Below are 25890 nucleotides of genomic sequence, written 5' to 3'. Positions count from 1 at the left end.
CAACGACGACGGCCCGGCTCGCCGTCACCCGGACGCTTGACACGCGTTCAGCGCGCCGACCATATTGAGATGATAAAACTCATTATTCAACCTCAGGGAGGCCCGGGTGGGCGACTACCGGTTCATCGAGTACGAGACGCTCGACGAGGGGCGCGTCGCACGGATAGCGCTGAACCGGCCGCGTGTCCGCAATGCGCAGAGCCGCGGCCTGCTCGTCGAACTGGACGACGCCTTCGCCAGGGCCGAAGCCGACGACGGCGTCCGGGTCGTCATCCTCAAGGGCAACGGTCCCGCCTTCTCCGCCGGCCACGACCTCGGCTCACGCGAGGGCGCCGAGGAACGCGCGCCCGGCCCGGGACAGCACCCGACCTTCACGCGCAACGGCGGGACCGCGGGTCCGATCGAAATGCGGCACCGGCAGGAGTACCACTACTACTTCGAGAACACCCGCCGCTGGCGTGACCTCCGCAAGATCACCATCGCCCAGGTCCACGGCCAGGTCCTGTCCGCGGCGCTGATGCTGGCGTGGTGCTGCGACCTCATCGTGGCCGCCGACGACACGACGTTCGCCGACGTCGTCGGTACCCGGCTGGGCATGTGCGGGGTCGAGTACTTCGGCCACCCCTGGGAGTTCGGCCCGCGCAAGGCCAAGGAACTGCTGCTCACCGGTGACGCGCTCGACGCGGCGGAAGCACACCGGCTGGGCATGGTGAGCAAGGTGTTCTCCCCGGAAACCCTGGACGGCAACACACTCGAGTTCGCCCGGCGCATCGCGACGATGCCGACCATGCCGGCACTGATGATCAAGGAATCGGTCAACCAGGCCCAGGACGCCATGGGATTCGCCACCGCGCTGCAAGCGTGCTTCTCCATCCACCAGCTCAACCACGCGCATTGGACCGCCGAGTCGGGAGGCACTTCGATCATCGGCACCCCCGAGCTCGGGCTGCCGGACTGGCGCACCGCGCCCCCCATCCGCGTCGCGGCACGGGACAAGGCGTGACCGCGACGCGGGGCGCGCTGGAGGGCGTCCGGATCCTCGATCTGAGCCGGGTGCTCGCCGGCCCGCACGCGACGATGCTGCTGGCCGATCTCGGCGCGGACGTCGTCAAGGTCGAACGGAAGGCCGGCGGGGACGACACCAGGACCTGGGGCCCGCCGTGGCACGACGGGGAGGCGACGTACTTTCTCGGCGCCAACCGCAACAAACGGTCGCTGTGCCTGGATTTCACCGACGCCGCCGATCTGCGGACCGTTCGCTCCCTGGCCGCCCGCTGCGACGTCCTCGTGGAGAACTTCCGCCCCGGGACCTTGGAGAAGTACGGGCTGGGCTACTCGCGGCTGACGGCGGACAACCCCGGCCTCGTCTATTGCTCGATCACGGGTTTCGGCACCCACGAGGGCGCCCACCTGCCCGGCTACGACCTCATCGCCCAGGCCGCGGGCGGGCTGATGAGCATCACCGGGCCACCTGGTGAGCCGTCGAAGGCCGGGGTCGCACTGGTCGACGTGATCACCGGGCTGCACGCGACGATCGGGATCCAGGCGGCGCTGCGGCACCGGGACGCCACCGGGGAGGGCCAGGTCGTCGAGGTGAACCTGCTGTCGTCGTTGTTGTCGGCGATGTCGAACCAGTCCTCGGCACACGTACTGACCGGGACCGTGCCGTCCGCGCTCGGCAACGCCCACCCGAGCGTCGCGCCCTACCAGCCGATTCGGACCGCCGACCGCCCGCTGGCGATCGCCGCGACGACCGACCGGCAGTTCCGTGCGCTGGTGACCACGATCGGCCGGGCCGAACTGGCCGAGGACGAGAGGTACGGGTCCAATTCCTCGCGGGTCGCCCACCGCGCCGAACTGATCGCGGACCTCGAAGCGACGTTCACCACCGAGGACGCCGACCACTGGTTCAAACTGCTCAGCGCGCGAGGCGTGCCCTGCGGCCCGATCAACGATCTCGGCCAGGCGTTCCAGCTCGCCGAAGAGCTCGGGCTCCGCCCCGTGGTCCGGACCGGCGACGAGACCCGCGCCGTCGACCAGGTCGCCAACCCGATCACACTCTCCCGGACGCCCGCCACCTACCGGCGTAACCCGCCGCGGCTCGGCGCCGATTCGGGCGATCCCGGCTGGCTGGGCGATGGCGGGTAAAGTCGAGACTGAACGTCTGAAAAATCGCTCCGACAGGGGGTTGGCAGTGCCGAAGGCCACGCGCAGCACCGGGGGTACTCGCGCGCCCGGACGGCCACGCAAGGAAATCGACCTCCTGGAAGTGGCCGACACCGCCGGCAGGCTGTTCGCCGAGGGCGGGTATGACGCCGTTTCGATCGAAGCCGTCGCAGAACAGTTGTCGGTCTCCCGCGCGACGCTGTACCGGACCGTTCCCACCAAGGAGCGGCTGCTCGACATCCTCTTCGAGCGCAGTACGCAGAACCTGGACGAAGCGGTCACGGCGCTGATCGCCGAGCACCGGGAACCCGCGGACGAACTCACCGAGCTGGTGTGCCTGCACATCAACGCCGCGATCGAAACCCGCCATTACATGGCGGTGTTCTTCGGTGGTGCCGGCGTGTCGCAGGACGTGTACCAGCGGTGGCAGAAGTTCAGCCACTCCTACGAACAGCGCTGGCTCGGTGTCGTCAAACGCGCGATGGGCGCGAACGTCCTGCACTGGGGCGATCCGGTGCTCACCACCCGGCTGCTGCTGGGCATGGTGATCTGGGTTTCCCGGTGGTACCGCGGGAGCGAAAAGTTCACGGCGGCGCAGATCACCGAAACCGCGGTCGGCCTGATCCGCCAGCACGCGCCCCAGGATTGACCGGGCCGTCCGTCCTGGGGCGGATTCCGTTGTGGACGGACGGCCCGATCCGGTGCTCAGAGGTAGAGCGCCTTGACCTGCTGGTACGCCGCCAGGCCTTCCGGGCCGAGCTCACGGCCGAGCCCACTGGCCTTCACCCCGCCGAACGGGGCGTCGAGCGGGATGGCGTAGCGGTTGACGCCGATCGTCCCGGTCCGCACCTTCCTGGCGATCGCCTGGCCACGCTCCGGGTCCTGTGTGAAGACCGTGCCACCAAGGCCGTAGGCACTGTCGTTGGCGATGCGGACCGCCTCCTGCTCGTCCTCGTACGGAATGACCGTGAGGACCGGGCCGAAGATCTCCTCCTGCGCGACACGCATGCCGTTGTCCACGTCGCTGAACACCGTCGGCGACAGGAAGTAGCCACGCGAGAGGCCGTCCGGACGGCCACCACCCGTCACGAGCTTCGCGCCCTCCTGGCTGCCCAGCTCGACATACCCTTGGACCCGCTCGAGCTGCCGCTTGTTCACCAATGGCCCGGCCATCGTTTTCTCGTCCAGTGGGTCGCCGACCGTAAGCCCCGCGGCGGCCGCCGCGATCGCTTCGACGGCCTCCGCGTAGCGCGACCGCGGAGCGAGCACGCGGGTGCTCGAGTAGCAGATCTGGCCGGAGTTCGGGATGCACACCACCGGGATGTTGGCGGTGAACGACGGCAGGTCCACGTCGTCGAGCAGGATGGCCGCCGACTTGCCGCCCAGTTCCAGCGTGACCGGCTTGAGCGCCTCACCGCACGCCGCGGCGATCTCGCGGCCGGCCGCGCTCGACCCGGTGAACGCGATCTTCCCGACGCCGGGGTGTCGGACCAGCGCCCGCCCGGCCTCGGCCCCGCCCGTCACGTAGTTGATGACACCGGCGGGAATTCCGGCCGCCTGCACGGCTTCGGCGAAGATCGGCAGGTCCAGCGAGGTCTCCGGCGCGGCCTTGAACACCACCGTGCAGCCGGCGGCCAGCGCCGCGCCGAGCTTCCAGGCGAGCAGGGTGTGCGGGCCGTTCCACGGAACGATCAGGCCCGCGACGCCGATCGGTTCGCGCCGCAGCACGGTGGTCGACCCGTCTCGTGACGGGCGGATCTCTTCTTCACCGGCCTTCTCCGCGAGATCCGCGAAGTAGCGATAGGACTCCACGGGCAGGATGTCGTTGGCATACTGGGACATCGCCAGCGGCATGCCGTTCTGCGCGGTGACCGCCGCGGCGATCCGGTCCCCACGCGCCTCCAGCTCGTTCGCCAGGGCACGGAGGTGAGCGGCACGCTCGGGACCCGTGGTGTCACCCCAGGCGCCATCGAATGCGGCCGCGGCGGACTGCACGGCCTGGTCGACGTCCTCGGCGCTCGCGTCGGCGATGGAGCCGATGGTCTCTTCGGTGGCCGGGTTGACGACCCCGATCCGCGCGGCCGACTTCGCCGCACGGAGCTCACCTCCGATGAACAGGGCCGCTTCGTTGCTTGCCATGTCGATGCTTCCTTCGGTCAGGGGTTCAATGCTGGTGCTGGATGACGCCGCGGACGATCCGGCCGGCCAGCATGTCGTCGTAGGCGCTGTTGATTTCGGTGAGCTTGTACTCGGTGGTGACCATCTCGTCGAGCAGCAGCTTGCCTTCGCGGTACAGGCTCAGCAGGCGCGGAATGTCCGCGCGCGGGTTGGCTTCGCCGAACAAGCTGCCCAGCACCCGCTTCTGGAACAGCGTGAACATGGCCAGCGGGAGCGTGGGAGTGACGTCGGAAAAGGCCGCGATACCAGTGACGACAACGGATCCGGCCTTGCGCACGAGTTCGAGCGACTGCCCGATCATCGGGCCCTCCACGAGCCCGACCGTCAGGATCGCCGAGTCCGCCATGACGCCGCGGGTCAGTTCGCCGACGAGTTCGGTCGCTTCCTCGAAGCTCGTCGCGAAATGGGTCGCGCCGAACTGTTCGGCGGCCGCGCGCTTGCCGGGCACGATGTCGACGGCGATGATCTTTTCCGCACCCGCGATGCGGGCGCCCTGGAGCGCGCCGGCGCCGATCCCGCCGATGCCGATGACGACGACCGTGTCCCCCGGCTGGACCTTGGCGGTGTTGACCGCCGATCCCCAGCCGGTGGTGACCCCGCAGCCCACGAGACAGGCACGGGAGAGGTCGTAGTCGTCCTCGATCTTGACGAGCGACACCTCGGGCACGGTCGCGTAGGGCGCGAACGTGCCCAGCAGGGAGATGGCTCCGATGTCCTTACCGCGGGCGTGGCGCCGGAACGTCCCGTCGAGATTGGCGCCCTGCATGATCAGCGCGCCGAAGTCACACAGGTTCTGCCGCCCGGTCGAGCACCACCGGCAGCGCCCGCAGGCGGGGATGAAGGAGCCGACCACGTGATCGCCGGGCTTGAGCGTGGTGACGCCCGCGCCCACCTCCTGCACCAGCCCGGCACCTTCGTGCCCTCCGATGGTCGGCAGCATCGCAGGCGCGTCCCCGGCCCGCGGGTGGTGGTCCGAGTGGCACAGGCCGGTCGACTGCCAGGCGACCAGGACCTCCCCTTCGCGGGGCCCGTCCAGCTCGACCTCTTCGACGCTCCAGTCCTCGTGGGGACCCCAGAGAACAGCACCGTTCATCTTCATGGTCGTCATCCTCCGATTTTAGACACACATGGTATCAAAAGTCGCTGTGGAGGCAAGGCGCTGTTTTCAGCAAGGGGGCGAGCCGTTGGCAGATAACGGAAACGTTGCGTTCGACGAGATCTTCCGGCATCCCGCCGACCGAAGCCCACAGGAAGACAGTGTCCACCGGCAGGCCGGCGACGGAGTCCCGGATCCGCGTCGCCAGCGCTTCCGGCGTGTCGAACCAGAAGTATCCCGGCCGTGACATCGGCCGGGTCCGGGCATCCTCGGCGTCGAACGGCCTGCGTGGCGGGACCGGCATTCCCTCGACGCTGTGCCGCCGATACGAATCCTGCTGGTAGGCAATGAATTCCCGGGCCTGCGCCCAGTCCCGTTCCGGATCTTCGCTCGGCAGCGCGAAGACCGGCCCCGACACCCTCGCGCCGCCCGGGTCATGGCCACCGTCGGCGAGCCCTTGCCGGTACGGCGTGAGCTGGGCGGGATTCAAGAACAGCAGCCCCTCGCCGAGCAGACCCGCGGCCCGGGCCCCACGCGGGCCGCTGAACCCGAGCCAGATCGGCAACCGGGACTGCACCGGGGCCGGAGTGGCTCCGCCGGTCCACAGTGTCCTCAGCTGCCGCGCCATTTCGACGGTCGTATCGAGACGCCCCGCGGAACTTCGTTGGTAGAGCTCCAATTCCGGGACCCGGTAGCCGCCACTGAGACCCAGGTCGAGGCGGCCACCGGAGAGCAGGTCCACCACGGCCGCTTGTTCGGCGATCTCGGCCGGGTGGTGCAACGGCGCCACGACGACCGCGGTCCCGATCCTGATTCGGCGCGTGCGGGCGGCCACCGCGGCGGCCGCGGTCAACGGCTGCGGCAGGTAACCGTCGTCGAACCTGTGGTGCTCGCTGAACCAGACCGAGTCGATCCCGGCGCGCTCGGCTTCTTCGCACATTTCCAGCATGTGCGCGTAAACCCTGGCGGGTGCCAGGCCCGAGCGCGCCGGAACGCGCAGGTCGAAGTAGAGGCCGACCTTCATCTTCCCGGCCTCAGTCGAACTCTCGCTGGTCGGCGAAGAACGGCTGGTGCGCCAGCAGCCCGCCGTCCACCCGGACCACCATGCCGTTGATGCCGTTCGCCGCGTCGGAGGCCAGGAAAGCGACCGCGCGGGCGACATCGGCGGGAGCGTTGAGCTCCGGATTGATCGTGTGCCGCTGGTACAACTCGCGGAACCGCTCGGGCGCCCGCTCGACCGCCGGGCTCGTAGTTGTGCCGGGACAGACCGAGTTGCACCTGATCCCCCGGCGGCCGTACTGCGTGGCCGTGTACACGGTCAGCGCGTTGACCGCGGCCTTCGACGCACCGTATCCGGTCAGGCTGAGATCGCCGGCGAACGCGTGCGTCGAGGCGGTGTTCACAATGGACCCCCGTCCCTTCTCCAGCATCACCGGCAGCGCGTGTTTCGTCAGCAACATCGCCCCGCGCACGTTGACGGCCATCACGTCGTCCCAGACCTCGATGTCGAGGTCCCCGACGGCACCGTCGCGTTCGGGGAACACGCCGGCGTTGTTCGCGACCACGTCGACGGTCCCGAACGCCTCGACCGTCGCGGCCACCAGACGTTCGATATCGCCTTCGCCGCGGATGTCGGTCACCTGCGAAGCGATGACGCCCTCGCCGAATTTGCCGCCCAGCTCGGCGGTCAGCGCGTTCGCGCCATCCCCGTCGATGTCGGCGACCATGACCCGGGCTCCGCTCGCCACCAGTTCGGTCGCGATGGCGCCGCCGATGTTGACCTTGCCCTCGACGATCGCCGCGCCGGTGACGATCGCGACCTTCTCGCTCATTTCTGCCACTGCAACACTTCCTCGGTCGTATTCGGGGAAATCCGGGACTTCGGGCGCAGTCGTGCCAGTGCCAGCGCGAAGCAGCCCACGATCACCGACGGCACCAGGGACAACAGGAAGATGGTGTTACCGGCCATGTTCAGGCTGAGCAGCGCGCCGCCGATGACCGGCCCGAGCACCCCGCCGACGCGGCCCACGCCCAGCGCCCAGCCGACACCTGTCGACCTGATGGCGGCCGGGTACAGCGAAGCCGCCCACGCGTTCGCGCCGATCTGCGTGCCGATCGCGCCGAACCCGATCAGAAAACCGAAAATCGTGACGAGCAAGGAGTTCCCGGCCGCCAGCACCAGGACGATGGTGGCGATGATGGCGAGCAGCTGCCCGAACACGAGGTTCCGGTAGCCGCCCCGTGTGCGGTCGACGATCACGCCGAGCACCACACCGCCGATCATGCCACCGAGGGTGCAGGCGGAGGTGGCGAAGACGGCGGTCTGCTCACTGAGACCGGACGCGGTCAGGACCGAGGGCATGTAGCCGTAGATGAAGAAGTTCAGCAGCAGCCCGAAGAACATGACGCCCCAGATCAGCACGGTCGGCCAGACCCTGCCGCCGGCGAGGATCTCCCGGATCGGGACCCGGCGGCGCTCCGGTGTGTCCGAGGAGAATCGCATGTCGTCACCGATCGGCACGTCCTTCGCGATGCGGCGCAGCAGGCCGAGCACCTGCCGGTCCCGTCCGCGGGCCACGAGGAAGGTGATCGACTCGGGCAGCAGGGCCAGTGTGGCCACCAGCAGCACGAGCGCGACGGCGCCGCCGACCGCGAAGACCGAGCGCCAGCCGAACGCCGGGATCAGTGATCCCGCCACCAGCCCGGCGACGAAGCCGCCACCGGCCAGGCCGAGCCCGATCGTCGTCACGACGGTCGCGCGGGCCCTCGCCGGAGCGTATTCCGAGGACAACGAGATGATGTTGGGGGTCGCGGCACCGACTCCGAGGCCCGTGCAGAACCGCAGGATCGTGATCATCTCGACGGACTGCGAGAACGCCGTCGCCAGTGTGCAGACCGCGATGCAGCCGACGCCGATCCGGATAAGGGTGCGGCGGCCGAACCGGTCGGCCAGCGGGGCGACGAGCAACGCCGCCAGGATCTCACCGATCGTGGACGCGATCACGACCCCGGACAGGTTACCGGCGTTGACGTGCCAGTCCTCGGCGAGCGCCGGCAGGACGTAGCCCACCGACAGCGCGTTGAAGCCGTCGATCAGGCAGAGCACGAGACACGAGGCCACGAGCATCTTTTGCAACCGGGAGAACGGAGCGCCGTCGATCAGCGCGGAAACGCTGTTCGGGGCGGTGTTTTCGAGAGCCATCCGAGCATGCCCTTTCGTCATTGAAAGAAAGCAGGAAGTGGTTCAGAGGTCGAAACTGCCGAAGTCGATGGTCGCCTGGGCCATCCGCCGTACGTTCTCGGCGGTCACGTCGTCCTTCTGCATCTTGGGCTGGAAACGCCCGGAACCGATGGTGTAGAGCCAGAACACGAGCGCGTGGAAGATCTGCAGCCGGTATTCGTCCCAGGCGCGCTCGAACTCCGGTGGCTGACCGCCATGGGCGGCCAGCTCCCGCAGGTACAGCCGCAACAGGTCCTTCTCCCACGCGCGACGGTCTTCGGTGCGCAGGGCCGACGTCAGCGCGTAGACGACATCGAGCGCCCAGCCCCCGTGCGACATGCACTGCCAGTCGTAGAGCCCCATCCCGCCGTCGCGGTCGCGGTACCAGTTGCCGATGTGCATGTCACTGTGCAGCAACGTGTGCGGACCGGAGACGTTCACCCGCAACGAATGCATCAGTGACGGCCAGATTTCGCCGCGACGCTCCAGGAACTCGCGCGGCACGATGCCGGCGCCCCGCTCGACGCCCACCAGGGTCCGCTTCTCGAAGTCGATGGCGTCGTTGACCCGCTCCTGGAACTGAAGGCTGGACTGCAGCCAGGGCGCGGTGGAGAGGATCTCGTCCTGCCAGAACCGGCCGTGGTAGGCGGCGAGGTTCCGGACCATGCTCTCGGCCATCGGGCGGTCGACGTACATCGTGACCGGATTGCCGAACTCCGCGCCCTTCGACTCCGCCACGTCCTCCAGCAGGTAGACCGACCGGAAGGACTTGGTGTCCAGCGAAATGTGGTACGAGCCGGGGCTGTTCATGTCGACCTTCGGCCTGAGCTCCCGGTAGAACCCCGCCTCGCTCTCCAGCGCGCCGCTGAGTCCGTTGACGAGCCGGGAGGTGAAGCCCGGGCTGCTCTTGACGAACAGATACCCGGGCAAACCCGCGGCGCGACCGGGTTCGTTGTAGCGGATCCTGATCCGGTCCCGTGTGGTCGAACCGTGACTGTGGTCGCCCAGCTCGAACGAGATCACCCGGGCGCCGGGGGCGTCCGCGCACAGGGCCGCGCTGAGCCATTCCGTGCTCAGCCGCTGGACCGACGACGGTACTTCGGCCAGGCTCGTCGGTACCGACTTCCCGATCCGTTCCTCGAGCACGTGCCCGCCGACCTTCGCGATCTCGAGCACCCGCTGTGCTTGTTCCTTCACCGACGACACTTTCGCGCCGAGCGACATCGTCCTGCTCCTTCGTGTTCGTCTTTGAACGAGGCTTCTTCTTCGTCAGGAACGGGTTCGCGCGGAACGGTTCTCGTGCACCAGCACACCGGCCCCCAGCGCGCCCACGCCGAGCGCGATGGCCATCGGGGCGGCCTTCCGGCCGGGTACTCCGCTGAGGTACACGGCGAGCGCGTCGGCGGCGTCCGTCGCGATGCCGACCTTGAGCCAGAGCTTGCGGGCCTGGGCCGGGGCGAGCAGGACGCCCAGTCCGTAGGCGATGTCACGCGCGCCGAAGAAGCGGGTCGACACCGCTTGCCCCGGCTCCCCCACTTCCGGTGCTCCCACCGCGTTGTCGTTCAACTGCGGCGCGAGGTACGCGGCGGCTCCCACCGCGACGCGCAGCGCCGCGAGCGTGACGACCAGCTTCCCAGGGGCTTTCATAGTCGTGGAATCTCCGTTCCGCGGTCAGGCTGATCCCGGTCCGGCGGTCAGGAACGGCCGCGGCCCATGGCACAGCGAAGAGTCCGGCAGGCGATGAGCGATATTTTGAGCCTGACCGTCTCGCAACGCTAACCTCGCCCTGTTGTGACGTCAAGACTCCGCGTTGGATCGAGAATCACCCGCTTGCTGGACATCGCGCCGCCACCTCATTAGAGTTATGCGACAACGAGTCCAATAATTAGGGAACGGAGCCAGGCATGCCGGAACAGCCCCCGTCCGTGGTCGCCCGGTTGCTCACCGCCGTCGCGGGCGAGCTCGACGAGCTGGGCAGGACTGCCGCCGGGACGGCCGATCTGGGCACGCGGCTCGGCCACGCCCGCGAACTTCTTTCCTGGGCCCGGGACCAGCTGCCCGGCGACACGCCCGTGACAGCGCCGGCGGAACCGGAAACGGCCCGGGATCCGACTCCCGCGGAGATCACGGCGTACCTGCGCGGGAGGCGCCCTGACTCGGCCGACGAGGCGCACCGTGTCCGCATGATCCGCGGCGGTTTCTCCAAGCGCACGATCCTCGTTTCGGCCACTCTGGACGGCGTCGGCCGCGAAGTCGTCCTCCGCCAGGTGCCCGCGGGCCGGAAAGCCCGCTCGCTGGCTCCCGAATTCGCCGTGGTGCGAGCACTCCACGAAGCAGGCATCCCTGTGCCCGAACCGCTGTGGATCGAACCCGAAGCCAACGCGCTGGGTGGGGCTTTCTTCGTCACGGCACGGGCTTCAGGCGAGAACTTCGGCGACGTGTGGGGCGGCAGCGGGGTGTCCAAGGAGATCTGCGCGGAGATCGCGCGGATCTACGCCCGGATCCACCTGGCGGACGTCCACGGGGTCGAGACGCCGGTCTCCCCGCGAAGCACTCCGGACGAACTCCGGCAGACGCTCGACTGGCAGTCCTCGACGCTGCGCAAGCGCGAGATCACGATCGAACCCCCGCTCGCCTCATTGTTCTCGTGGCTCCGGGAAAACATCCCCGCGAACCCGGGCACGGCATCGCTGTTGCACGGTGACGCCGCCTTCTCCAACCTCCTGATCGAGGACGGCCACGTCAGCGCGATCCTGGACTGGGAAATGGCACATTTCGGCGACCCCGCCGAGGAACTGGCGTATCTGCGTCCCTCCATCGAGCCGGTCCTGCCGTGGGAGGACTTCCTCGACGAGTACGAGCAGGCGGGCGGCCGCCGGCCGGACAACGCCTCGCTGCGCTTCTTCGAGGTCTGGTCGCATGTCTGGCGGCACATCGGCTGCCTGTGGCTCTCGCAGAACTTCGTCTCGACCGGCCGCTACGCCGCGGCCGTCGCCGCGTTCGTGCACGGACCGAGGTTCCTCCAGCAGGCGCTCCGCTCGGCGTTTCCGGATTCCTGACAGCGCAAGGGAAAGGGCCGTGCACCCGGTTTCCGGGTGCACGGCCCTTTTTCTCGGCTCAGGAACCGAAGCCCAGACAGGCGGCCGTGTCCCAGTAATAGGCCTTGATCTCACCGACGCGGCCGCCGGTGAAGCTCCACACCTCCACCGCGCCGGTCCCCGTCACGACCCGCTCGCTCTTGGGGTCGCGCCAGTCGAATTCCAGCTGCGCGGCCACCGTGTCCCCGCCGTCGACCACACCGGTCAGCCGCAGGTTCTGCACGCCGGCCGTCTGACCGGCCGAAGCGGCACCCGCCAGCACGCGCTCCAGCTTCGACTTCCCCGCGACGGAACCGCCGTAGGGAAGCGACTCCGGCCACCGGAGAACCGCGTCCTCGGCGAAATTGTCCCGCACCACCGACCGGACGGCGTCTCCGTCCTGTTTGCTCACTGCCTCGTAGAACGCCGTCACGACGGCGGACGCTTCGCTCATGATGCGACCTCCTTGGGTACTTCTTCGTAGTCACCGGGCTCGAAGTCCTTGGTGCGGGCCCAGTAGTCGATGTACTTCCACGGGCTGTTCACGACGATGCGGCCCGCGTCGTTGCGGAAATAGGTCGAGGTCTTGGTGTGCGACCAGATCATCCGGGCGAGCATCTCGTCGACTTCCTTGTTGTAGTCCCAGAAGACGTCTTCCCGGACATCGACGGAGGCGAGGCCGGCCTCGACGATCCGGCGGATCGCCTGCATCGTGTACCGCACCTCGAACTCGGTCGCGATGATCGCGCTGCCGCCGTGCCCGGCGAACGTGTTCGGGCCGTTGATCACGAAGAAGTTCGGGAAGCCCGGCACCGTGACGCCGAGGTAGGCCCTGGCGTCGTCCTCCCCCCAGACCTGCCGCAACGTTTTGCCGTGGCTGCCCCGGATCTCCATCGGCCACAGGAACTGGAGGATCTTGAACCCGGTCGCGAGCGCGATCACGTCCACCTCGTGCTCCTCGCCCGATTCGGTCACCACCCCGGAGGCGGTCACCTTGGCGATGCCTTCGGTGATCAGGTCCACGTCCGGCCTGGCGACGGTCCGGAACCACCCGTTGTCCAGCAGCGGCCGCTTCACGTACGGGGGATAGTCGGGCACGCAGTCGTCCAGCAGGTCGGTGCGCTCGCCGAGCTCGCGTTCGATGTGCCGGGACAGGAAGACCCGGTGCTTCTCGTTGGCAGCGTTGATCGAGCGGTCCTGGTGCGGCCAGTCCGGGTCGATCAGCAAGGGGTCGTACAGCCGGTCACCGAAGTTCCAGAACGTGCGCAACCGGTACCAGCGGGCGTACAACGGCACCCTGCTCATCAGGTACCGCACCCCCTCGGGCACGTCCCGGCTGTAGTTGGGGTGCGGCAGTGCCCACTGCTTGGTGCGCTGGAACACCAGCACCCGCGCGGCCTCGTCCGCGATGGCCGGGACCAGCTGCATCGCGCTGGCCCCGGTCCCGACCACGGCCACGCGCTTGCCGGCCAGATCCACCTCACGCCGCCATCGCGCGGTGTGCATGACCGGGCCGGTGAAGTCCTCGATGCCCTCGATCGGCGGGACCGACGGGCGGTTCACCTGGCCCACGGCACTGATCAGGACCGGCGTCTCCAGTTCGAACTCGCGGCCGTCGGCGTCCCGGGCGCGCACCCGCCACAGGGAGCGGTCCGAGTCGTACTCGGCCCCGGCGACTTCGGTGGAAAACCGGATCCGCCGCCGGATGCCGTGGGAGTCCGCGATCCGCGCGAAGTAGTTCCAGACCTCGTCCCGTTTGGGGAAGTAGCGGGACCATTCCGCGTTGGGCTCGAAAGAGAACGAATAGAAGTGGCTGGGCGTGTCGACCCCGCAGCCGGGATAGACGTTCTCGAGCCAGGTTCCGCCGAGGTCCGGGTCCTTTTCGAGCACCACGTAGTCGATGCCGGCGGCTTCCAGCTTGACAGCCATGCAGATACCCGACATGCCGGCACCGATGACGACGGCCCGGAAACCCCCCGGAGGCCGTAGCGGACCGACGTCGCGCGATACGAGGCCGAGTTCCTCGGCGAGGAGCTCGCCGTATTCCTCCGGCACGTCCTCGGTCAGCGCGGCCGACAACATCCCCGCGATCCGGCCGACGTCGATCGGCGGGATCGCGGTCCCGGCACCCTCGCTGGCGAGGATGGCGTCGTAGGCCGCTTCGCGCACCTCGCGCTGCAGGGACTCCGGCAAGCCGGCGGTGTCGTTGTCACTCAACGGCTCGGCGCGCCGTGGCCGGTACGGCTCGTCGAGCCAGCGTTCGTCGCCCGTCAGGTGCGCCAGGACCAGCAGCAGGGTCGGGATGTTGGCCACCTCGAGCGCGGAACGCAGCCGCGTGGCGTCACCCGGTCCCTGATCTCCGTCCATAGTGGACATGTGAACCCCTTTTCCGGAAACCCGTGTCTCCGGCCATAATATTGAGCCTTATCGTCTCAGAATAGGTCCACCCGGTCGAATGTCAACACGAAGGGACCGTGATCCGCGCCCGGCGCGGGTCAGGACCGGAAGTCGAGCCAGTGCCCGTGCGCGGTCCAGCCGAGCCGGAACGGCAGCTCGATCCGGGTGATCGGCCCCCGGGTGATGTCGTCGGTGTCGAAGATCAGGTACTCGCCGCGGTTCTCGGCCCACCACGACACCGGCACGATGATGTAGCCGTCCCCCTCCGGCGAATCGGGCGTACGCGGGGCGAACGTGGCCTCCAGCACGGCCGCGGGCTGATCGGTGCGGATCGTGTACTCCTGGTCGGACAGGGTGCGCATGTCCGTGACCACGAGGCTGTTCATGGACATCCCGCTTCGCTTCACGCGGCCGCCCACCTGATACCCCCAGCGGTACCCCTGGCCGTAGAAGCGTTCGTCCACCTTCGGCAACTCCGATGGCCGGTCCGAAAGCTGTTCGACGCCGGTCTTGCCGGTGTCCAGGTCCACCGTCCAGCGGCCGAGCTGGCTCTTGGCGATACTGAAGAACAGCGCCACCTCGTCGCCCTCTTCGAAGTCCTGCTCGAAGGGGAACGGCGGCCGGTTGAAGATGGGGGCGTCGAGCGTGAGCCTGCCGCCCTCGACATTCGCCGACATCGTGTGCATCACGTACTGCGGGTCGGCGTCCAGGGTCACCCAGCGGACCGGGCCGTGGATGTCGTGGCGCGGGATGAGGGCCAGCACGATCGGCCGGTCCGGCTCCCACGAGTAGACGCTCCGCCCCTCGGCGATGCGCGCCCGGTCGACCAGGAACGGCTGGAAGGGCATCACCACGTGCTCCGGGGTGAGCCAGATGTCGTGCGCGACGGTGTTGTACGGCGCGTCGTCCAGATCCCGCGTCTCGACGGCGCCTGAGGGATGCACGAAGTGCAAGGTCACGTACGGCCGGCGGTCACGGTACGTCCAGCCGTAGAGCATGCCCGTTTCCCGGTCCCACTTGGGATGCGCGGTGAAGCCCGCGTCGCCGAACGCCGCCTTCTCGTGGATACCGGCCGACAGCTTCGACGACCAGGGCACGATGCCGACCGTGTCGAGCGTGATCGGGTCGACGGCGATCGGCGCGCCGACCGAGTCCGCGGTCGCGAGCATCTTGCCCTGGAACGGGAAGATGTTCACGTTGCTGGTTCCCTGCGGGACCCCGCAGGTGAACTGGTCGCGGACGGCGTCACCCAGCCCGAAGTTGCGCCAGTCCTGCCAGTCGCCGTCCGCGAAGGCGAACATGCTCTTGCGGTGCTGCTGCTCCAGCGCGTACTTCGGCGTCCGGATCCACCGGTTGCGGAAGTCGGCACGGCCGTTCTCGATCACCAGGCCCTGCACCATGCCGTCCATGGACAGCAGCCCGTTGGTGCCCTGCTTGGTCGGGCGCTTCCACGTCGGGCCGACGCGGTAGAAGCCACCGGCCAGGTCCTTCGGGATCTCGCCGTACGTGACGATGCACTCCTCGACCGTCGCTTCGAAGCGCATCGGCTGGAACGGCCCCAGCAGGCGTGGATCTTTCGGGATCGGATACCCCATGACACCCTCCTCGCCCACGACCTTGCCGTCGGGGCAATTTTTGAGCTTGCTTATCTCAAAGTTACGAGACATCGGGTCCCGCGTCAAAGTTTCCCAGCTCCAGCAGGCATCTCGGGCACAACCGTGGACATCCCGCGCTCCGCTGGCTAATGTTCTGAGACGCAAGCTCTAATAAATCCTCGCGCCGCCGCCGGATGCGCGATCCCGGCGCACGAGCGAACAAGGAGGTTCGTGGTGCTCGACGAGACCCGGACACCCTCTCCGGAGAGTGTGGTCGCCGAGGTACTGGGAATGACCACCGACACCGTGCTCGACGCCCTGGAGCGGGCGGTCGCCGCGGTGCCGGACCAGGTCTTCCTGGACTTCAGCGGGAAAACCTTCAGCTACGCCGAGATCGACCTGCTCTCGACCCGGTTCGCTCACGAACTCCACCGGCTCGGCGTCTCCGCCGGGCAGACCGTGTCCACCGTGCTCGACAACAACGTCGACCAGGTGGTGACCTGGCTGGGCGCGAACAAGGCAGGCGCGGTCTGGGTTCCGCTGAACACCGCTTACCGCGGGGAGTTCCTGCGGCACCAGCTCGACGACTCGCAGGCGCGGATCGTCATCACCGAATCGCGCTACCTGGAGCACGTCTGCGAGGTGAGCGCGGAGCTGCCTGATCTGCGGCTGATCCTCTGCCGGGGCGATGCGGCCGCCGAAGTGACCGCCCGGTGCGCGGTCCCCGTCGAGCCCCTGGACGCGCACGCTGGCGACGACGATTCCGCCATCCCGGTCACGGCCAGGCCCGGCGATCTGTCGATGCTGATCTACACCTCCGGCACGACCGGGCCTTCGAAGGGCTGCATGCTCAGCCAGAACTTCATCTGCCACATCGGCCGCCAGTCACTGCAGACGGTTCCGCCACGCCCGGGCGACTCCTTCTACACGCCCCTGCCCCTGTTCCACAACGCCGGCGTCGACGTCGTCACCGCGGCGCTGCTCTCGCAGACCCGCGCGACCATCGCGCAACGGTTCTCCCTGTCCAGCTTCTGGTCCGAGATCGAACGGTCCGGGGCGACCAACGCCCGGCTGATGGCGTCGATCTTCCCGCTCGTGGCCAACGCGCCCGACAGCCCGGAGATGAAGCGCTGCTTCGGCCAGCTGCGTGCCGTCGAAGGCGCGCCGTTCCCACCGCAGCTGCGCCGGGTATGGCACGACCGCTTCGGCGTGGAGTTCGCGAGCAGCTGGAACTACGGCCAGACCGAGGGCCTGCGCCTGGCCCTGCATTGCGTCGGCGAGCCGACGCCGCCCGAGGACTCCTGCGGCCGGGTCGCCGACGACTGTTTCGAAGTGGCCATCCTGGACGACGACGACAACCGCGTTCCCGACGGCGGCACCGGCGAAATCGCGTTCCGGCCCCGCAAACCGCACGTGATGTTCGAGGGCTACTGGCGCCGTCCGGACGAGACGATGAAGGTCTGGCGCAACATGTGGGTGCACACCGGCGACCTCGGCCGGCTCGAGAACGGCTACCTGTTCTTCGTCGACCGCAAGAAGGACTACCTGCGCAGCCGCGGCGAGAACATTTCCAGCTACGAGGTCGAACGCGCGTTCCTGCGCCATCCCGCGGTCCACGAGGTCGCGGCGCATTCGGTGCACACGAGCGCGACCGAGGACTCGCTCAAGATCACCGTGGTGGTCCGTCCTGATGTCGTTGTCACCGAAGAAGAACTCTGCACCTGGGCGATCGACAACGTGCCCTACTTCGCCGTCCCCCGCTACATCGAATTCCGGGACGACCTGCCCCGCACGCCCAGCAACAAGGTGCAGAAGTTCCAGCTCCGCACGGAGGGCCTGACCACAACGACCTGGGACCGCGACGCGGCCGGAATCCGGGTGTCCCGCCAACGCTGAATGAGACACGAAAAAAAGGGGGCGCGGTGGAAACCGCGCCCCCCTTTTCGTCATTCGGCTTCGAGGACGACCGCGCCGCCTTGGCCGCCGCCCGCGCACATGGCCGCCACCGCGATCTTCCCGCCACCACGGCGAAGCTGGTGCGCCAGCGTCGTGAGCATGCGGGCGCCGGACGCGGCGACCGGATGGCCCAGGCTGCAGCCGCTGCCGAACGGGTTGACGAGCGCCTCGTCGATCTTCAGCTCCTGGCAGGCCGCGACCGGAACGGACGCGAACGCCTCGTTGATCTCCCACAGGTCGACGTCGCCCACCGAAAGGCCCGCCCGGTCGAGGACCTGCCGGATCGCGACGATCGCACCGGACCCGGTGAGCTGGGGATCGACGCCGACCGCGGCCCAGGCCCGCACCGAGGCCAGCGGCCGCGCGCCCAGGCTTCGCGATCGCTCTTCGGACACGAGCGTCAGCGCCGCCGCGCCGTCGTTGACGCCTGAGGCATTGCCCGCGGTGATGGAGAAATCCGCGATCTCCGGATGCAGCGGCTTGAGCTGGGCCAGGCGTTCGACGCTCGAATCGCGACGGGGGTGCTCGTCGACCGCGAAAGCGGCGGTTCCGCCGTCGGCGGTGGTCACGTCGATGGGCACGATCTCGTCGGCGAACGTGCCCGCGTCGATCGCGGCGCAGGCACGGGCGTGCGAACGCGCGGCCCATTCGTCCATCCGCTCCCGGCTCAGCCCGTAGTGCCGCGCGACGTTCCAGCCCACGGAGAGCGTCACGTCGTCGCCGGTGTCGTCCGTGTACGGATAGGTCGGCGCCATTCCCTCGCGGAACTCCTCGGGCGCTCCCGGCACCGGCCGGCGAAGGATCGGCGCCAGCGAGGACGACTGGACACCGCCGGCCACCACCGCGTCGGCCATCCCCGACATGATCGCCGCGGCCCCGTTCGCCACGCTGGTGAGGCTGCCCGCGCAATGACGGTTGACCGCCTGCCCCGGCACCGCGATCATTCCCGCCTCGACGGCGGCGTAACGGGCGATGTCCCCGCCGCCCTGCAGGCTCTCGGCGAGGATCACGTCGTCGATGTCACCCGGCGCGACGCCCGCGCGCTGAATCGCCGCGCGCAGTACGTGCGTCGCCAGGCGTTCCGGTGGGGTCTGCGCGAGAGTGCCCTTGCGCGCGGTGCCGATCGCGGTGCGCACCGCACTGACGAGCAAAGCCTTTCCCATCAAAGCCTCATTCCGAATAGAGTTCGTCGATCTGGCGGGCGTACTTCCGGTTGACGACACGCCGTTTGACCTTCGCCGTCGGAGTCAGCTCGTCGCCGTCGATCTCCCAGGCCCCGCCGAGCACGGTGAACTTCTTGACCTGCTCGTTGCGGTTGAGCCGGGCGTTCCCGCGGTCGACGGCCCGCTGGATCTCCTCCCGGATCCGCGGCGAGCGCAGGACTTCCTCCTCGCTGAGCCCGGCGAGTTCGCTGTGCTGCTTCACGAAAGTGGCCACGGCGACGGGGTCGAGCGTGACCAGGCCGGTCACGTAGCGGCGTGCCTCGCCGATGGCGACGAACTGGGCGATCAGGGAGCTTTCCTCGGTGATGGCCGTTTCGATCACGGCGGGCGACATGTTCTTGCCGTGCGAGTTGATGATGATTTCCTTCTTGCGATCGATGATCCTCAGGAAACCGTCGGCATCCAGTTCGCCGATGTCGCCGGTGCGCAACCAGCCTTCGTCGTCCATCACTTCCGCTGTCTTGTCCGCGTCGCGGTAGTAGCCGGACATGGTCAGCGGGCCGCGGCACAGGACCTCGCCGTCCTCGGCGAGCTTGAGCTCGACGTCCGGCAGTGGCTTTCCCGCGGTCCCGGTCTTGAAGTCGTCGACGCGGTTGAAGACGTTCAGCAGGACTTCGGTGGCGCCGTAGGCCTCCAGCATGGGCGCGCCCACCGCGCGGAAGAAGTGCACGAGCTCGGGCGCCACGGTGGCACCCCCGATGATGACGGCTTCGAGCCGGTCGAAGCCGATCCTCGCGAGGATCGGCTTGAGCAGTTCCAGGCCTCGTTGCCGTTCACCGGCGAGGTGCGCGAGATCATCGATGGACCCGGTGAAACCGGCGTCCTCGGCGTGGGCGAAGCGGAGACCGAGCGCGACCGCCGCCCTGAGTTCCGTGCGCGCGGGTTCGGGCGAACTCTCGATCATTCCCTCGATCGCCACCTGGAGCTTCTCGAACAGCCGGGGCGAAGACATGAACAGGTCGGGATGCACGTCGACCAGTGACGCGGGAACGTCGGCGAAGTCGGGGCACACCGTGAGCGTGGCGCCGTAGGCCAGCGCGTAGTGATGGCCGTTGTTGCGGCCACCGGCGTGGGCCATCGGCATGAACGACACGACTCCGCGGCGTGGCAGCGGGATCGCCTTGTCGACCGACCGCAGCCCGGACATGATCATCCGGTTCGACCACTGCGCCGCCTTCGGCTGCCCGGTCGTACCCGAGGTGTAGATGATGCACTCGACGTCCTCGGGCTCGATCGCCCGCCACGCGGCGTCGAAGTCGAAGCCAGGCCGATGCTCCCCTTCCACCGCCCGCAACGTGGTCTCGAGGTCCCCCAGCTCCGCGCGTTCCCCGTCGACGACAACGACGTGCTCGACCAGACCGTCCAAAGTGGACATCGCAGGCCGGACGCCGGGGAGGAACCGGGACTCGGTGATCACGAGCCTGGCCTCCGCGTGACCCACCTGGTAGGCGATCTGCTCGGGCGAGGAGGTGTTGAAGATGCCGAACGGGACCGCGCCGAGATGCGCGACGGCGTAGTCGGTCAGGTGGTTCTCGACGAGGTTGCGCATGAGGATCGCGACCTTGTCACCTTTACGGACTCCCAAGGAGTCGAGGCCCGCGGCGACCGCCCGTACCCGTTCGTCCAGCTGTGCCCAGGTCAGCTCCGTCGCTCCCCCGACCGTCCGCAGCGCGGGTTTCTCCGGGTAGGTGGCGACGGTTCGCTGGAAGGCCTCAGCGAGCGTCGCCGCTTCGATCGGTGCGCCACTCATACCGTGCTCCTTTGCTCGGTCGGGGTCAGCGTCGGCGGCCGAGGTCGTACCTTTCGATCCGGCCGGTCGTCATCACGGGCAGATGCCCGGTTCCCGGTACGCCGTTGAGGGTGACCTTGGCCGGCTGCTCCCGGTGGCCGGGCCGGTACGGCTCGCCCTCGCGGGTGACCCGGCCCGGGACCGAGAGATCCAGCCGGTCGAACTCGACCAGTTCGCCCCGGGGAACCCCGACTCCGCGGCTGTCTTCGAAGCCGTTCTCGTACCCGGTCCCCCGGTACGCCCACGCACTCTGCAGCGCGGTGGCCTCGAGGATCATCTTGTCGCCGTCGGACAGGTGCAGCTCGTAGACGAGCGTCTCCCAGTCCCGGGTGCCCTCGATGAACCGGATGTCGTGCTCGACGCGCTCGATGCGAACCGGATCGCGCCCGGACGACGGAGCGAAGGTGATCTCCCCGTCGAAGTGCTGCAGCTCGCCCGTTCCGCTCTCACGCAGCTGGAAGTGGCACGCCGTGTCGCCCGCCACCGCATAGGCCCACAGCCACAGCAGCGACCCGTTCCACTGGCGGCCGTGGGACGGTTCGAAACCGCCGACGTCCGGCCGCACACCCCACGAATGGTCCCGCACGCCCCACCAGTCGGTGTAGTCGAACCGCTCGCCGTCCAGCTCGATCCATCCGCTCCAACGGCCGAGCTGGTCGTAACGGCTCGTGTCCTGGACAACGCGACCGTCGACGAAGGTCAGGTGCGGGGCTTCCAGATACGCGGGGAACGTGCTCGCCCATTCCAGTTCCGCGCGGACGGGATGATCTCCTTCGTCCAGCGAAAGCCGGATGCGCTCGAACGGCTCGAGCACCTCGACCTTCAGCGGGCCGACGCGGGGTTCCAGATCGTCGCCAAGGGGCCGCGAAACCCGGACGTTGGTCTGCTGGCGTCCGTTTTGGACAGTCACGAACCCGTCGGTGGTACCGAGGTTCTTGTACACGCCCATGCCGGCGATCATCATCAGCTCACCGTCCGGGCTGATCGCCTCGAACCAGTGCCGGTCGTAGAACCGGTGGTCGGTCGTGCCGGGCACGCGGAAGGGCCGGGGGGTCTGGTGGTTGAGGTGTTCGTCGAGCGGGCCCAGCAACGACACTGGTCTCTCCTTCGTGTTGGGAGGCAGACGGGTTCAGCGGCCGACGTAGGCGCCGGAGCGCTTTTCCTTGAACGCGGCGATCGCTTCGACCAGATCCGCGGACCCGAGCGTGACCCCTTCCGCGAGCAAGGCGGTCTCGAGAACTTCACCGGCGCGCTGGCGCGTCAGCTGGTTGAGCGCGGCCTTGGTCCCCTGCACGGCCAGCGGTGCCAGCGCCGCGATCCTCCCGGCGATCTCGCGCGCCTTCGGTGCGACGTCATCCGGCGTGTCCACCAGGTCGGTGACGAGCCCGAACTCGTAAGCCTTGGCGGCGTCGAGGGGATCGCCGGTCAGCAGATGACGCCGGGCACGAAGCATGCCGGCGGACTGCGGCCAGAACAATGCTCCCCCGTCCCCGGCCACCAGCGCGATCCCGACATGCGTGTCGGCGATCGTCGCGTTCCGGGAGGCCACCACGGCGTCGCTGCCGAGCGGAACCGTCGCGCCGAGGCCGATGGCGGCTCCCTGGACACCGACGACCATGGGCTGGGGCAGGTGCGTGATCGCGTCGAGCAGATCGCGCGCACGTTGCAACGCGGCCTGCCGCGCAGGCAGATCGACGTTGACTTCGAGCATCAGATCGAAGTCGCCGCCGGCCGAGAACGCACGCCCTTCCGCGAGCAGAACCACCGCGCGCACGCCGTCATCCCTCGCGATTTCCCGCAGCACGGCGGCGAGTTCGGCCTCACCGACGGCGTCGAACCGGTTCAGCAACTCGGGCCGGCACAGCGTGATCTCGGCGACGGCGTTCTTTTCCGACACGGTCAGCGATTCGTACTCGGCCGTCACTGCACACCCCTTTTTGAGTCTTGATATCTCATAAAGTAGGTCACGGGTCAGCGGCCGTCAAGAAACGCCAGCAGCGCCGCATCGAATTCGGCGGCCGCTTCGAGCATCGGATAGTGGCCACACCCCGGGAGCTCGACGAGACGGGAATCGGAGAGGCGGTCGTTCAGCCAGCGCGCCCCCTTGGCCGAGTGGACCGGGTCGTCGCTTCCGATGAGCTGCAGTACGGGCATGGTCACCCGCGGGATCTCGGCGGTCAGGTCGGTGAACAACATGGACTCGTAGCAGCTCACGGCAGCCCAGGACGGCATCTGCAGCGAACGGTCCAGTAACCACCGCAGGACGTCCTCGCCGGGGTTTTCCGCGAAACCCCCGGCGATCGTCGCACGACGGGCGCTCAGCCGGTCGCGCTTCTCCGCCTCCACCAAGGGCGGGGCCAGCTTCTCCGGCACGAGACCGAAGGGGAACTCCGCGCTCCGGCTGGCCCGGACCCCGTTGGAACCGACAAGCACGAGGCGCTCGACCAGCCCGGGATCCTCGGCCGCCACCTGGAATGCCACCTGGCCGCCGAACGACCAGCCCACCATCGCACAGCCACGGACTTCCAGCGCCGCCAAGGCCGCGCGAAGGTCGAGCCCGAGCCGGTCCACCCCGTATCCGCCGAGCGGCTTGTCCGACAGCCCGTGCCCGCGCTGGTCCACGCAGATCACCCGGTACCGCTCGGCCAGCACCCGCACCTGCCGGTCCCACACCTGATGATCCAGCCCGAAACCGGCGACGAGCACGACAGGCGTGCCGCTGCCGAGATCCTGGACGTGCAGCCGGATGTCGCGATCAACCTCAACGTAGACCATGGCGGGAGTATAGGCCCCGACGTGAACGATCGGTCACGTCAAATACGAACATCGACCACAGCCAAACAACTGATCGTTGCCGGGGCCACGAGCACCACGTGAACGACTGGTCCCCTAGAATAGGCGAGGTGAACCGCGAGCAGAAGATCCTGGAGGCGGCCGAGAAGCTGTTCGCCGAGCGCAGCTTCGACGGCGTGGGAGTCGACGCCATCGGCAAGGAGGCCGGCGTCACCGGCTCCGCGATCTACCGGCATTTCGCCAACAAGGACGAGATCCTGGCCGTCCTGTTCGACCAGGCGACCGACGCGCTGCTGATGCGGATCGGCGAGCCACTGGACGCCCCGGAGGACGAACTCGCCCACCTGGTCAGGGCGCACGTCGAGTTCACCATGAGCCACCAGCGCCTGGCCAGCATCTGGGCCCGCGAACAGCACGCGCTCACGGCCGTGCACCAGCGGAACTTCCGGCGGCGCCAGCGGCGCTACATCGACCGCTGGATCGACGCGCTGGGCAAACGCCACCCCGGCCGCTCCCGCGAGGAGCTGGTTTCCACGACCCGCGCACTGCACGCCCTGATCACCTCCGACGCGACCAGGCCGCCGGGCGGAAAACGGGCGCCGCAGCTGCAGGAGCTGCTCACCGCCCTCGCGCTGGCCGCACTGGACGGGCTCGCCGAGGACCGCGTGGTGAGCGAACGCTGACTACGTATTCCACCTCCGCGCCGACCAGAATCCCGTGCTCGCCGATGGTCCACGATGCCGCCCGCCCTGGTTGTGAACGTTCGTTCCTCTGTTAGCGTGCAACGATGAGCACCCTCACCACTCCGGCCGAGATCAGCTTCGACTCCGGCGGCGTCCGGCTGGTCGCCGACAGGTGGGAACCTGCGGGCGAACGGCGGGGGACCGTGCTGCTGCTGCACGGCGGCGGCCAGCGCCGCCATTCCTGGCACACGACCGGGCACCGCCTGGCCGGACAGGGCTGGACGACCATCGCGCCCGACGCCCGCGGCCACGGCGACAGCGACCGTTCGCCGGACGGGGACTACTCCGCGGACGTGCTCATCAGGGACCTCTCGGTCATCGTCGGCCAGATCGGCGAGCCCTGCGTCCTCGTCGGCGCTTCCATGGGCGGGATGACCGCGCTGGTCGGGCAGGGCGAGCAGGGTGACCTGGCCTCGGCGCTGGTGCTGGTCGACATCGTGCCCAGGGTCGACCCCGCCGGAGTCCGCCGGATCATGGACTTCATGTCTTCGGCACCCGACGGGTTCGCCTCACTGGAAGACGTCGTCGAAGCGATCAGGGCCTACAACCCGCACCGTAAGCGGCCTCCCACGCCCGACGGAGTGCGCCGCAACGTCCGGCAGGCGGAAAACGGCCGCTGGTTCTGGCATTGGGATCCCGCCTTGCTGCGCCGTGGCGACGAGCCGCGGCGCGACGCCGACGAAGACCGCGCCAAGGCGGCGGCCCGCAAGATCGACGTACCGACGTTGCTCGTGCACGGCACCGAGTCGGACATCGTGACCGCGGCGGGAATCGAGGAGTTCACCCGGCTGATCCCGGGCGCCGAGCACTTCGCGGTCACCGGCGCGGGCCACATGGTCGCCGGTGACGACAACGACGTCTTCACCGGGCGGGTCGGGGAGTTCCTAGGACGCTTGCCCGCCCGGGCCGGCTGACATCGAGAGTCCGCCATCGTGCAGCCGGCTGCCGACGAGCCGGATCGCCGCCTCCGCGATTTCGTCCTCCGAGATCCGGTCGGCGGGCCGGTACCACCGCGAAACCCAGATCACCATGCCCAGCAGCAACCGCGTGGTCACCTTGGGCTCCCCGGGTTCGAGCACGCCCGCCTTCATCGCCTGCCGGACCACCTTGAGCCACAACCGTTCGTAGTTCCGGCTCCACCGCTGCCAGCGCGCGTAGACCTCCGGCGGGAGTCCCGCGCCGCCGAAGAAGACCGCGAGGTAGCGCCGCATCTTGATCGCCGCGCTGACGTGCACCCGGATCAGCCCGCACAACGCCTCCGCGGGATCGGACGTCCTGGCCACGAGCGCCCGCGCGGTCTCGTAGAGCTCGCTCGTACTGCGTTCGAACAGGATGCCGAGCAGGTCCTCCTTGGTCGGCACCGTCCGGTACAAGGTCGCCCGCGAAACCGCGAGCTTCTCCGCCGCGGCTTCGATGGAGACGGCGTCGTACCCGCCTTCGAGGAACAGGGTCGCGGCGGCGTCCGCCACCTCGTCGAGGTCGATCTCTTTCCTCGGCCGCCCGCGGGGACGGCTCTGCGCGGCGGCGGCCGCGGCGCGCCCTTCACCCGAGCGGGTGGTCTCCTTGCGCGGAGGCATACCCCGGCATCTCCTCACGTCGGTCAGGCACAGCGAACTCTGAGATTACCGGTTCCCCTTGTCGTCGTCATCACGCCCCG

23 protein-coding genes are annotated in these 25890 nt (G+C 68.5%); 7 read left to right on the top strand and 16 right to left on the bottom strand.

From position 1 onward, the window contains the following. The first annotated feature begins 106 nt into the window (after positions 1–106). The 3 genes from FPZ12_RS16960 to FPZ12_RS16950 are packed head-to-tail and all read left to right on the top strand — an operon-like array spanning position 107 to position 2815. Positions 107–1003 carry an enoyl-CoA hydratase gene (locus FPZ12_RS16960; protein ID WP_144748220.1) on the top strand — a complete coding sequence of 299 codons (897 nt, stop codon included), beginning with the start codon at positions 107–109 and terminating at the stop codon, positions 1001–1003. Then, complete coding sequence (locus FPZ12_RS16955) at positions 1000–2148, top strand: CaiB/BaiF CoA transferase family protein (protein WP_144748221.1); 1149 nt, start codon at positions 1000–1002, stop codon at positions 2146–2148. The genes FPZ12_RS16960 and FPZ12_RS16955 overlap by 4 nt, the downstream gene beginning before the upstream one ends. A gap of 46 nt (positions 2149–2194) precedes the next feature. After that, positions 2195–2815, top strand: a complete 621-nt coding sequence (locus FPZ12_RS16950) for a TetR/AcrR family transcriptional regulator (RefSeq protein WP_243769881.1) — start codon at positions 2195–2197, stop codon at positions 2813–2815. A 56-nt stretch (positions 2816–2871) separates the two neighbouring features. Here the strand turns inward: FPZ12_RS16950 and FPZ12_RS16945 are convergent, their stop codons facing one another. From FPZ12_RS16945 to FPZ12_RS16915, 7 genes are read right to left on the bottom strand one after another with little or no spacing between them, the layout of a single operon-like run. Beyond that, on the bottom strand, positions 2872–4305 hold the full coding sequence (locus FPZ12_RS16945) for an aldehyde dehydrogenase (RefSeq protein WP_144748223.1): 1434 nt from the start codon (positions 4303–4305) through the stop codon (positions 2872–2874). Positions 4306–4330: 25 nt separating this feature from the next. Then, complete coding sequence (locus tag FPZ12_RS16940) at positions 4331–5452, bottom strand: NDMA-dependent alcohol dehydrogenase (RefSeq protein WP_341771226.1); 1122 nt, start codon at positions 5450–5452, stop codon at positions 4331–4333. 25 nt (positions 5453–5477) lie between these two features. After that, positions 5478–6464, bottom strand: a complete 987-nt coding sequence (locus FPZ12_RS16935) for an LLM class flavin-dependent oxidoreductase (protein ID WP_144748224.1) — start codon at positions 6462–6464, stop codon at positions 5478–5480. A 10-nt stretch (positions 6465–6474) separates the two neighbouring features. Beyond that, the gene (locus FPZ12_RS16930) at positions 6475–7272 is read right to left on the bottom strand and encodes an SDR family NAD(P)-dependent oxidoreductase (protein ID WP_208025874.1); all 798 of its coding nucleotides are present in this window, start codon (positions 7270–7272) and stop codon (positions 6475–6477) included. Next, entirely contained in the window at positions 7269–8642 is a 1374-nt protein-coding gene (locus FPZ12_RS16925; protein WP_166462788.1) for an MFS transporter, read from the bottom strand. The genes FPZ12_RS16930 and FPZ12_RS16925 overlap by 4 nt, the downstream gene beginning before the upstream one ends. A gap of 42 nt (positions 8643–8684) precedes the next feature. After that, positions 8685–9884 carry a phosphotransferase gene (locus FPZ12_RS16920; protein WP_144748227.1) on the bottom strand — a complete coding sequence of 400 codons (1200 nt, stop codon included), beginning with the start codon at positions 9882–9884 and terminating at the stop codon, positions 8685–8687. A gap of 45 nt (positions 9885–9929) precedes the next feature. Then, positions 9930–10307: a hypothetical protein gene (locus FPZ12_RS16915; protein WP_144748228.1), complete on the bottom strand. Its 378-nt coding sequence runs from the start codon at positions 10305–10307 to the stop codon at positions 9930–9932. A 257-nt stretch (positions 10308–10564) separates the two neighbouring features. Here FPZ12_RS16915 and FPZ12_RS16910 point away from each other — a divergent pair, with 257 nt between their 5' ends. After that, on the top strand, positions 10565–11719 hold the full coding sequence (locus tag FPZ12_RS16910; RefSeq protein ID WP_144748229.1) for a phosphotransferase family protein: 1155 nt from the start codon (positions 10565–10567) through the stop codon (positions 11717–11719). Positions 11720–11777: 58 nt separating this feature from the next. Here FPZ12_RS16910 and FPZ12_RS16905 read toward each other — a convergent pair whose 3' ends face one another. The 3 genes from FPZ12_RS16905 to FPZ12_RS16895 form a co-directional block, all read right to left on the bottom strand. Continuing rightward, positions 11778–12191 carry a nuclear transport factor 2 family protein gene (locus FPZ12_RS16905; RefSeq protein WP_144748230.1) on the bottom strand — a complete coding sequence of 138 codons (414 nt, stop codon included), beginning with the start codon at positions 12189–12191 and terminating at the stop codon, positions 11778–11780. Further along, complete coding sequence (locus FPZ12_RS16900) at positions 12188–14113, bottom strand: flavin-containing monooxygenase (RefSeq protein WP_144748231.1); 1926 nt, start codon at positions 14111–14113, stop codon at positions 12188–12190. The genes FPZ12_RS16905 and FPZ12_RS16900 overlap by 4 nt, the downstream gene beginning before the upstream one ends. Before the next feature lie 119 nt (positions 14114–14232). Next, on the bottom strand, positions 14233–15729 hold the full coding sequence (locus tag FPZ12_RS16895; RefSeq protein ID WP_144748232.1) for a carotenoid oxygenase family protein: 1497 nt from the start codon (positions 15727–15729) through the stop codon (positions 14233–14235). Between the two features lie 291 nt (positions 15730–16020). Here FPZ12_RS16895 and FPZ12_RS16890 point away from each other — a divergent pair, with 291 nt between their 5' ends. Further along, the gene (locus FPZ12_RS16890; protein WP_150980364.1) at positions 16021–17625 is read left to right on the top strand and encodes an AMP-binding protein; all 1605 of its coding nucleotides are present in this window, start codon (positions 16021–16023) and stop codon (positions 17623–17625) included. Between the two features lie 50 nt (positions 17626–17675). On the opposite strand, the gene FPZ12_RS16885 is transcribed toward FPZ12_RS16890, so the two are convergent. Genes FPZ12_RS16885 through FPZ12_RS16865 form a run of 5 tightly spaced genes read right to left on the bottom strand, consistent with a single transcriptional unit; the run spans position 17676 to position 23472 of the window. Next, positions 17676–18848 carry a thiolase family protein gene (locus FPZ12_RS16885; protein ID WP_144754643.1) on the bottom strand — a complete coding sequence of 391 codons (1173 nt, stop codon included), beginning with the start codon at positions 18846–18848 and terminating at the stop codon, positions 17676–17678. 7 nt (positions 18849–18855) lie between these two features. Then, complete coding sequence (locus tag FPZ12_RS16880; RefSeq protein ID WP_144754647.1) at positions 18856–20658, bottom strand: AMP-dependent synthetase/ligase; 1803 nt, start codon at positions 20656–20658, stop codon at positions 18856–18858. Positions 20659–20683: 25 nt separating this feature from the next. After that, positions 20684–21793 carry an Rv3169 family protein gene (locus tag FPZ12_RS16875; RefSeq protein WP_144754649.1) on the bottom strand — a complete coding sequence of 370 codons (1110 nt, stop codon included), beginning with the start codon at positions 21791–21793 and terminating at the stop codon, positions 20684–20686. Positions 21794–21826: 33 nt separating this feature from the next. Beyond that, positions 21827–22621 (bottom strand): enoyl-CoA hydratase/isomerase family protein, encoded by a 795-nt coding sequence (locus FPZ12_RS16870; protein ID WP_144754652.1) that lies wholly within the window; start codon positions 22619–22621, stop codon positions 21827–21829. A gap of 47 nt (positions 22622–22668) precedes the next feature. Continuing rightward, the gene (locus FPZ12_RS16865; protein ID WP_144754655.1) at positions 22669–23472 is read right to left on the bottom strand and encodes an alpha/beta fold hydrolase; all 804 of its coding nucleotides are present in this window, start codon (positions 23470–23472) and stop codon (positions 22669–22671) included. Positions 23473–23600: 128 nt separating this feature from the next. On the opposite strand from FPZ12_RS16865, the gene FPZ12_RS16860 reads away from it, so the two are divergent. Both FPZ12_RS16860 and FPZ12_RS16855 read left to right on the top strand, forming a co-directional pair. Further along, positions 23601–24173, top strand: coding sequence for a TetR/AcrR family transcriptional regulator (locus FPZ12_RS16860; RefSeq protein ID WP_144754658.1), 573 nt, complete (start codon positions 23601–23603; stop codon positions 24171–24173). A 104-nt stretch (positions 24174–24277) separates the two neighbouring features. Further along, complete coding sequence (locus tag FPZ12_RS16855) at positions 24278–25147, top strand: alpha/beta fold hydrolase (protein WP_144754662.1); 870 nt, start codon at positions 24278–24280, stop codon at positions 25145–25147. Here FPZ12_RS16855 and FPZ12_RS16850 read toward each other — a convergent pair. Beyond that, positions 25118–25810 (bottom strand): TetR/AcrR family transcriptional regulator, encoded by a 693-nt coding sequence (locus FPZ12_RS16850; protein WP_144754665.1) that lies wholly within the window; start codon positions 25808–25810, stop codon positions 25118–25120. The two genes, FPZ12_RS16855 and FPZ12_RS16850, sit on opposite strands and share 30 nt — an antisense overlap. Positions 25811–25890: the final 80 nt, after the last annotated feature.

Origin of the sequence: Amycolatopsis acidicola (assembly GCF_007713735.2) — a bacterium.
Lineage (GTDB): Bacteria > Actinomycetota > Actinomycetes > Mycobacteriales > Pseudonocardiaceae > Amycolatopsis_E > Amycolatopsis_E acidicola.
The sequence above is the reverse complement of the archived record's forward strand: the minus strand, read 5'-3'. Positions and strand labels throughout refer to the sequence as shown.